We start from the raw sequence: 7,460 nt of genomic DNA, 5'->3' as shown, positions 1-7,460 counted from the left end.
GGGTGCACTTCTAGCTGAAGCCAACTATTGCCCCAGGAAGTTCAGCAGGACTTTGCCGGAGCGAGCCGAATCTTTGGCCGTTTCGAAGGCTTCAAGCGCATCGGCGACCGGGAACTCGTGGGTTACCGCCTCGGAAACCTGCAGTGAACCGTCGGCCAGGGCAGCAAGCACATGGTCGATTTCGTCGTTGAAGCGGAAGGAACCAACCAGTTCCAGCTCGCGGGTAATAGCCAGCGAAATGAGTGCGGGTTGTTCTCCTGAGGGCAGCAACCCGACCATGACCACTCGACCGCCGCGCACGGCACCGCGCACGGCGGAGGCCAACCCGCGGAAGTTGCCGCTGGCCTCGATCACCACGTCCGCGCCCACCTGGGCAAGAGCTTCCTGGTCATCGGCGCGCAAAGTTGAAGTGGCACCGAGTTTCCCGGCGATTTCCAACGGCTTCTCGTGCATGTCCACTGCGATGATTTCTTTGGCTCCGGCACGCTTGAGCACTGCTACAGCGAGAGCTCCGATCGGCCCAGCACCAATAACCAGCGCCTTCTTGCCGGCGACTTCACCGGCGCGCGACACCGCATGCCAAGCAACCGCAGCCGGTTCTGCCAGTGCCGCATCACGCAGTGCTAAGCCAGCAGGCAGCTCACGCAGCATGCGTGATGGCAGGTTCACTTCGCGGGCGAATGCGCCCTCGGTGTGCGGGTAGCGGGCGGCCGAGCCCAGATAGGTGCACCCCGGGGAAAGATTCGGGCGGTCGGCCGGGTAGGGTTCCCCGGTCTCGCCTGGTGTTGCCGGGTGCACGGCGACTTTGGTTCCGGCTGCCGGCCCGCTGCCGTCAGCGGCGGCCTGGATGATGGTGCCGACGATTTCATGCCCGAGAACCATTGGAGCCTTGAGGATCGATTCCCCGGCGGCGCCGTGGCTCCAGTAATGCAAGTCTGATCCGCAGATACCGCCGTAAGCGATGGCAACGCGTGCTTCATCTGCTCGCGGCGCTGCCAGCTCGATTTGTTCAATACGCAAATCATCGGCTGCATGGGCCACGACGGCCAACGTGCTGGTGGCGAGGGAATTAGACGACAACGCTCATGCCTCCGTCGATGAAAATGGTCTGCCCGTTCACGTAGTTCGATCCATCCGAGGCCAACCAGACTGCTGGTCCGGCCAGATCCTCGACAGTTCCCCAACGGGCAGCCGGGGTGCGGCCCAGAATCCAGGAATTGAATTTCTCGTCATCCACCAGATTCTGCGTCATCTCGGTGTGGATGTAGCCCGGTGCGATGCCGTTGATTTGCAGTCCCGAACCAGCCCATTCGGCGGTCATGGCGCGGGTGAGATTGCGCAGGCCGCCCTTGGCTGCGGTGTAGGCGGAGATGGTGGGGCGGGCCAAGTCGGTTTGCACCGAGCAGATGTTGATGATCTTGCCTTCGCCACGCTGCACCATGGAGCGTGCGACTTCTCGGCCTACCAGGAATGCGCTGGTGAGGTTCGTGTCAATCACGCGCTGCCAGTCAGCCACCTCCAGATCCAGCATGGGCACGCGGTGCTGGATACCCGCGTTGTTCACCAAAATGCGGATGGGGCCGATGTTCTTTTCAATGGCTGCGATGTTCTCGCGCACGGCGGCATCATCGGTGACATCGAAGCAGGCGCTATGGATTCTTTCGGTGCCATAGCGGGTACCGAATTCGGCGGCAGTTTCGGCCAGGCGTTGCGCATCCCGGCCGTGAAGGATGATGATGGCACCGGCATCCGCCAAGGCACTGGCAAGTTCGCGTCCAATGCCGCGGGAGGACCCGGTGACCAGGGCCAGGCGTCCGGACAGGTCAAAAAGTTGGCTCATGAGTTCCCTCGCATGAAGTGTCGATGGTACATCGACGGGAACTCACCAGCGGTATGAACCAGCTGCTGTATCCGAAAAATCAGCCCCGTCGCTTCCCCAAAACATATCAGATATAAGAGGTGCGAGGGGTCATAAAGTCCGACTTATTTATTTGAAAACTATCCTGCCGGATCTAGCGGGTCTGCGAGTAGAACCAGTTGATGTGCTCTTCGAGCAGCTGGGCCGCCCGTTCGCGCTGGTTCGTCGCGAATGCGTGGTGGATGGCCTTGTGCTGGCGGCGCAGGACGCGCACCACCGGCTGCCAGGCCTCGTCGCTGGGCACCGATTCGGAGACATAGTCGCTGATCGAGTTGCGCAGCGATTCCATCATCGATTCCACTACCGCATTGCCGGCCATGGAGGCCAGGAGCACATGGAACTCGGCATCAATGCGGTGGAAGGCCTCGCGCGAGAGCTGCGCGTCGTCCATGCGCATGATCAGCACCGCGGTGCGGTCAATGACCTGCTGGGCATGAATCGGATCGCGCGGCGTCATTTGCGCTGCCCAGGTTTCCAGCAGGATGCGGGATTCGACGATCTCGCGGACGTTGATCCCCTTGGCCGCCAAGTGCAGGCGCAATGCCTGCGAAATGCCTGCCGAGGGGTTGGAGATGATCACCGCTCCGGAGTTGGGCCCGGAGCCGGTGGAAGTCTTGATAATGCCCATCACATCAAGGATGCGGATGGCATCGCGGACCGAGGCCCGCGAGATCCCATGCTGCTCCGCGAGCGCACGCTCGCCGGGAAGCTGGTCTCCAACGGAGAGCTTCTCCTTGCGCAGATCCTCTTCAATTGCTTGGAGAACAATCTGGTACGCACGCGGAGCTGGGTTTACTGGCATCGGATCTATTTTAGCCGTTCGAAGCTAAGGCAGCATCCAGGACAGAACCGGGGTGGACTGCAGGTAAACCAAGCAGCACAGCACCAGCAGCATGCCTACGGACCAACCGGCAACCTTCTTGAGGATTACCGACTCCTGGCCTTCCATCTTCACCGAGGTAGCGGCGATGGCCAGGTTCTGCGGGGAGATCAGCTTGCCGACCACGCCGCCGGAGGTGTTGGCGGCAACCAGCAGGTTCGGATCGATGCCGGCATTGATGCCAGCGGTCTGCTGCAGCTTGGCGAACAGCGCGTTGGCCGAGGTGTCCGAGCCGGTCACCGCGGTGCCGATCCAGCCCAGGATTGGCGACAGGAAGGCGAAGAATGCGCCGGTGCCTGCCAGCCAGGTGCCAATGGTGATGGTCTGGCCCGAAAGGTTCATCACGTAAGCCAGGCCGAGGACCGAGAGGATGGTCAGCGCGGCGTAGCGCATGTTGTAGACGGTCTTGCCGATTTCGGCAGCACCCTCGGCGAAGGTCATCTTGTACTTGCCGTTGCCGTCGTTCTTCGCGTAGACCAGGGCCACGATCAGGCCAGTGATCAGCAGCAAGGTGCCCGGGGAGGATAGCCACTGGAAGTTGTAGATAGTCGACGTTACCGCTTCGCCATCAGCATCCAGGATCTTGCCGTCCAGTCCTGGCCAACCGAACTTGATGTCCGTGCTTGCCAGCCATGCAGGAATGTCCACGCCCAGCTTCCACAGCTTGGCCAGGCCGAAGATGACGATAACCAGCAGGTACGGGAACAAGGCCATCCAGGTGTTGACCGGGTGCAGCTTGGCGTTGGCTCCGTATGGAATTGCGGCAGCTTCAGCAGTCAGCACGCGCTGGCGTGCCTCGTCGGCGCCCTTTGGAGTCCAGAAGCGCAGCAGGATCACTGCCGCGGCCAGGCCAACCAGCGCAGCGACGATATCGGTCAGCTCATAGGAGAAGTAGGTCGAGCACAGCCACTGGGCGACACCGAAGGAAATGCCGATGGTCAGCGTTGCCGGCAGGGTCTGGCGCATGCCGCGCCAGCCATCGAGGATCAGCACCAGGATCGATGGGACGAACAGTGCCAGCAGCGGGGACTGGTGGCCAACGATGGCGCCGATGTCGGCAGCCGGGATGCCGGTCAGGGCACCAGCGGTGGTGATGGGGATCGCCACCGCGCCGAAGGCCACCGGGGCGGTGTTGGCAATCAGCACCGCGCAGGCTGCGCGCAGCGGGGACAGGCCCAATGCCAGCAGCATGGTGGCGGTAATCGCCACCGGTGCGCCGAAGCCGGCCAGCGCTTCAAGCAGTCCGCCGAAGCAGAAGGCAATCAGCACGGCCTGGATGCGCACGTCGCCGCCGCCGATAACGTCAAAGACGCGGCGCAGGTCTTCGAAGCGGCCCGACTTGACGGTGACCTGGTAGAGGAAGATCGCCATGACAACGATCCAGACAATAGGGAAGGCACCGAAGACCATGCCCATCAGTCCGGAGTTCAATGCCAATCCAACCGGCATGTTCCAGCCGAAGATCGCCACGAGGATGGCAACAGCGAGCGAGCCGAGGCCGGCCCAGTGGGCCTTGACCTTGACTACCGCCAGAAGTACGAAGAAGGCTACAAGCGGGATCAGTGCGATGAGCGCTGAAACAGCTATGCTCCCCGCGATCGGATCCGTGGAGGGTGTAAACACGGTGTGGGCGTCCTTACTCGAGATGGTCTGACCATATGTGGTCCGACCACCTAGAGTACAAGGTGAGAGCTATCACAACAAGTCTTGACTATTACGAAGTACGTGGCATAGTATGGTCTGACCACACCCTGAAAGAGTCATTTATTATGCGAATTGCTCTCTTTGCCACGTGCATTGTGGATGCTATGTATCCGGAAACCGCCAAGTCGACAGTGAAAATCCTGGAACGCTTGGGCCATGAAGTCATTTTCCCCAAGGCGCAAGCCTGCTGTGGGCAAATGCACATGAATTCCGGTTATATGCCTGAAGCCCTGCCCGTGGTCGAAAACCACATCAATGCCTTCGACACCGAAGACTATGACGTCGCGGTGGCCCCCTCGGGCTCCTGCGTTGCTTCGGTCAAGCACCAGCACCCTTTCCTGGCAGAGCGCCTGGGCAAGCCGGAGCTCAAGGAACGCGCAGTTGCCGTGGGCAAGCGCACCTATGAACTGAGCCAACTGCTGGTGGATGTCCTGGGGATCACCAACGCCGCCGAGCAGCTGGGCAGCTACTTCCCGCAGACCATCACCTACCACCCTTCCTGCCACGGCATGCGTTCGCTGAAACTCGGCGATCGGCAACTTGATCTGCTCAAGACCGTCGGCGGCATCACCGTCAACGAGCTTCCGGAAGCTGACCAGTGCTGCGGCTTCGGCGGTACCTTCTCGATCAAGAACTCCGATGTCTCCACGGCAATGCTCGAAGACAAGATGAAGAACATCTGCTCCACCGGCGCCTCGGCCTGCGCGGGCGGCGACGCCTCCTGCCTGATGCACATCGGCGGCGGACTTTCGCGCACCGGAGCCAAGCCAAAGACCCTGCACCTGGCAGATATCCTGGCCAGCACCATGGAAGAGACGGTGTCACTGTGACTCAGGTATTCCTCGGCATGCCTGCCGGCGGGCAGGGCAACCTGTTCGAGACCGAGCCATTCCCCAAGGCCGCGCACCGCGAACTGGGCAACACCCAGATGCGCAAGAACCTGCGCCACGCCACCCACACCATTCGCGACAAGCGGCTGAACGTCGTCGGCGAGCTTCCGGACTGGGAAGAGCTGCGCGACGCCGGCAGCGCCATCAAGAACCTGACGATGGCCAACCTCGAAGAGCGTTTGGAAGAGTTCGAGAAGAACTTCACCGCCCGGGGCGGCATTGTCCACTGGGCCCGTGACGCGGACGAAGCCAACAAGATCGTTACCGAGCTGGTCAAGGCGACCGGCTCGAAAGAGGTCGTCAAGGTCAAGTCCATGGCCACCCAGGAAATCGGCCTGAACGAGCACCTGGAGACCGAGGGCATCGAAGCCTTCGAAACCGACCTTGCCGAGCTGATCGTCCAGCTGGGCAACGACAAGCCAAGCCACATCCTGGTTCCGGCGATCCACAAGAACCGCACCGAGGTGCGCGACATCTTCCTCAAGGAAATGCCGGTAGTGGATCCGAACCTGACCGATGAGCCAGCCAAGCTGGCCGAAGCTGCCCGCAAGCACCTGCGCAAGAAGTTCCTTTCCGCCAAGGTCGCGATCTCCGGCGCGAACTTCGCGCTGGCTGATACCGGCACCCTGGGCGTAGTGGAATCCGAGGGCAACGGCCGCATGTGCCTGACCCTGCCCGAAACCCTGATTTCGGTCATGGGCATCGAGAAGGTTCTCCCCCACTGGGAGGACATCGAGGTCTTCATGCAGCTGCTGCCGCGGTCTTCCACCGGCGAGCGCATGAATCCCTACACCTCGCTGTGGACCGGCGTGAGCGAAGACGATGGCCCGCAGAACGTGCACATCGTGCTGCTGGATAACGGCCGCACCCGCGCCCTGGCCGACCGCTTCGGCCGCACCGCGCTGAACTGCATCCGCTGCTCGGCGTGCATGAACGTGTGCCCAGTGTACGAGCGCACCGGCGGCCACGCCTACGGTTCGACCTACCCGGGCCCGATCGGCGCAATCCTCTCCCCGCTGCTGACCGGCATCGAGGTCGAGGAAAACGGCTCCTTGCCATATGCTTCCTCGCTGTGCGGCGCCTGCTACGACGCTTGCCCGGTGAAGATCAACATCCCGGAAATCCTCGTGCACCTGCGCGGCAAGGACGTGGATGCCAACCGCGACAAGCACAAGCTCCCGACCCAGATGGATCTGCTGATGAAGGGCGGCTCCTGGGCGTTGGGCAAGGGCAAGAACCTCGGCCTGCTCGAAAAGGCCTTGCCGCTGGGCCGGCTGATGTCCGGCAAGGAAAAGAAGATCAAGAAGCTTCCGGGCATCGCCGCAGGGTGGACCGCCAGCCGTGACATTCCCGCCCCGCCAAACAAGTCCTTCCGCGACTGGTGGAGCGACGAGAAGGAGTCCAAGTGAGCGCAAAAGACGAAATCCTGGGACGGATCCGCTCGGCACTAGCCGATGCTCCCGTCGCCCAAGAGGTACCCCGCGAATACCGCAAGACCTCGGATATGGGTGAAGCTGAGCTCATCGACCTGCTGGTGGACCGCTTGGTGGATTACAAGGCCGGGGTGGACGTCATTGACGCCGCGCAGATCCCGGAATACGTAGCGGCCAAGCTGGCGGGAGCCTCCAGCGTTGTCTACCCGCATGGCTTGGACACCGGCTGGCTCTCAGGGCTGGGCGAGAAGGTCGAGCAGCGCATCGATGCCCCGGGCGCACGGCTGAGCATCGCCGAACTGGATGAAACCAGCGCCGTGGTCACCTCGTCGGCCGTTTCGGTCGCCGAGTCCGGCACCATCATCCTCGATGGCGAGCCAAACCAGGGCCGCCGCGCGATTTCGCTGGTACCCGACCACCATGTGTGCATCGTGCCGATCTCCTCGATCGTGCGCCTGCTGCCAGAAGCCATGCCGCGACTGGCCATCACCCGTCCGCAGACCTGGATCTCCGGCCCGTCGGCCACCAGTGATATCGAGCTGGAGCGCGTTGAAGGCGTGCACGGCCCGCGTACCTTGGACGTCCTGATGGTTCGCGGCCTGTAAGGCTGGCGCAATAAGCTTTCGCGGCCCGGT

General features: G+C 62.1%; 7 protein-coding genes. 3 read left to right on the top strand and 4 right to left on the bottom strand.

Features of this window, described 5'->3' with window-relative positions; translation table 11 throughout:
- Window positions 1-24: 24 nt before the first annotated feature.
- The 4 genes from ACNPN0_RS10460 to ACNPN0_RS10445 all read right to left on the bottom strand — a co-directional run bounded on the left by ACNPN0_RS10460 (window position 25) and on the right by ACNPN0_RS10445 (window position 4,421).
- Window positions 25-1,080 carry an L-idonate 5-dehydrogenase gene (locus tag ACNPN0_RS10460; protein ID WP_448937739.1) on the bottom strand — a complete coding sequence of 352 codons (1,056 nt, stop codon included), beginning with the start codon at window positions 1,078-1,080 and terminating at the stop codon, window positions 25-27.
- The gene (locus ACNPN0_RS10455; protein ID WP_448937740.1) at window positions 1,070-1,840 is read right to left on the bottom strand and encodes an SDR family oxidoreductase; all 771 of its coding nucleotides are present in this window, start codon (window positions 1,838-1,840) and stop codon (window positions 1,070-1,072) included. Before ACNPN0_RS10455 ends, ACNPN0_RS10460 begins: the two co-directional genes overlap by 11 nt.
- A gap of 172 nt (window positions 1,841-2,012) precedes the next feature.
- The gene (locus ACNPN0_RS10450; RefSeq protein WP_105656270.1) at window positions 2,013-2,720 is read right to left on the bottom strand and encodes a FadR/GntR family transcriptional regulator; all 708 of its coding nucleotides are present in this window, start codon (window positions 2,718-2,720) and stop codon (window positions 2,013-2,015) included.
- A gap of 24 nt (window positions 2,721-2,744) precedes the next feature.
- Window positions 2,745-4,421 carry an L-lactate permease gene (locus ACNPN0_RS10445; RefSeq protein WP_388023220.1) on the bottom strand — a complete coding sequence of 559 codons (1,677 nt, stop codon included), beginning with the start codon at window positions 4,419-4,421 and terminating at the stop codon, window positions 2,745-2,747.
- A 146-nt stretch (window positions 4,422-4,567) separates the two neighbouring features.
- Here ACNPN0_RS10445 and ACNPN0_RS10440 point away from each other — a divergent pair, with 146 nt between their 5' ends.
- From ACNPN0_RS10440 to ACNPN0_RS10430, 3 genes are read left to right on the top strand one after another with little or no spacing between them, the layout of a single operon-like run.
- The gene (locus ACNPN0_RS10440) at window positions 4,568-5,332 is read left to right on the top strand and encodes a (Fe-S)-binding protein (RefSeq protein WP_105656268.1); all 765 of its coding nucleotides are present in this window, start codon (window positions 4,568-4,570) and stop codon (window positions 5,330-5,332) included.
- A 17-nt stretch (window positions 5,333-5,349) separates the two neighbouring features.
- Window positions 5,350-6,801, top strand: a complete 1,452-nt coding sequence (locus ACNPN0_RS10435) for a LutB/LldF family L-lactate oxidation iron-sulfur protein (protein WP_448937904.1) — start codon at window positions 5,350-5,352, stop codon at window positions 6,799-6,801.
- Complete coding sequence (locus tag ACNPN0_RS10430; protein WP_105656267.1) at window positions 6,798-7,430, top strand: LutC/YkgG family protein; 633 nt, start codon at window positions 6,798-6,800, stop codon at window positions 7,428-7,430. Before ACNPN0_RS10435 ends, ACNPN0_RS10430 begins: the two co-directional genes overlap by 4 nt.
- Window positions 7,431-7,460 lie beyond the last annotated feature (30 nt).

The sequence above is a fragment of the Glutamicibacter sp. AGC84 genome, from assembly GCF_053543575.1.
The sequence above is the reverse complement of the archived record's forward strand: the minus strand, read 5'-3'. Positions and strand labels throughout refer to the sequence as shown.

Excerpts from the sequence above, each read along its gene's own strand:
- ACNPN0_RS10455 (WP_448937740.1), bottom strand. The coding sequence starts at position 1,840 with ATGAGCCAACTTTTTGACCTGTCCGGACGCCTGGCCCTGGTCACCGGG.
- ACNPN0_RS10450 (WP_105656270.1), bottom strand. The coding sequence starts at position 2,720 with ATGCCAGTAAACCCAGCTCCGCGTGCGTACCAGATTGTTCTCCAAGCA.
- ACNPN0_RS10440 (WP_105656268.1), top strand. The coding sequence starts at position 4,568 with ATGCGAATTGCTCTCTTTGCCACGTGCATTGTGGATGCTATGTATCCG.
- ACNPN0_RS10435 (WP_448937904.1), top strand. The coding sequence starts at position 5,350 with ATGCCTGCCGGCGGGCAGGGCAACCTGTTCGAGACCGAGCCATTCCCC.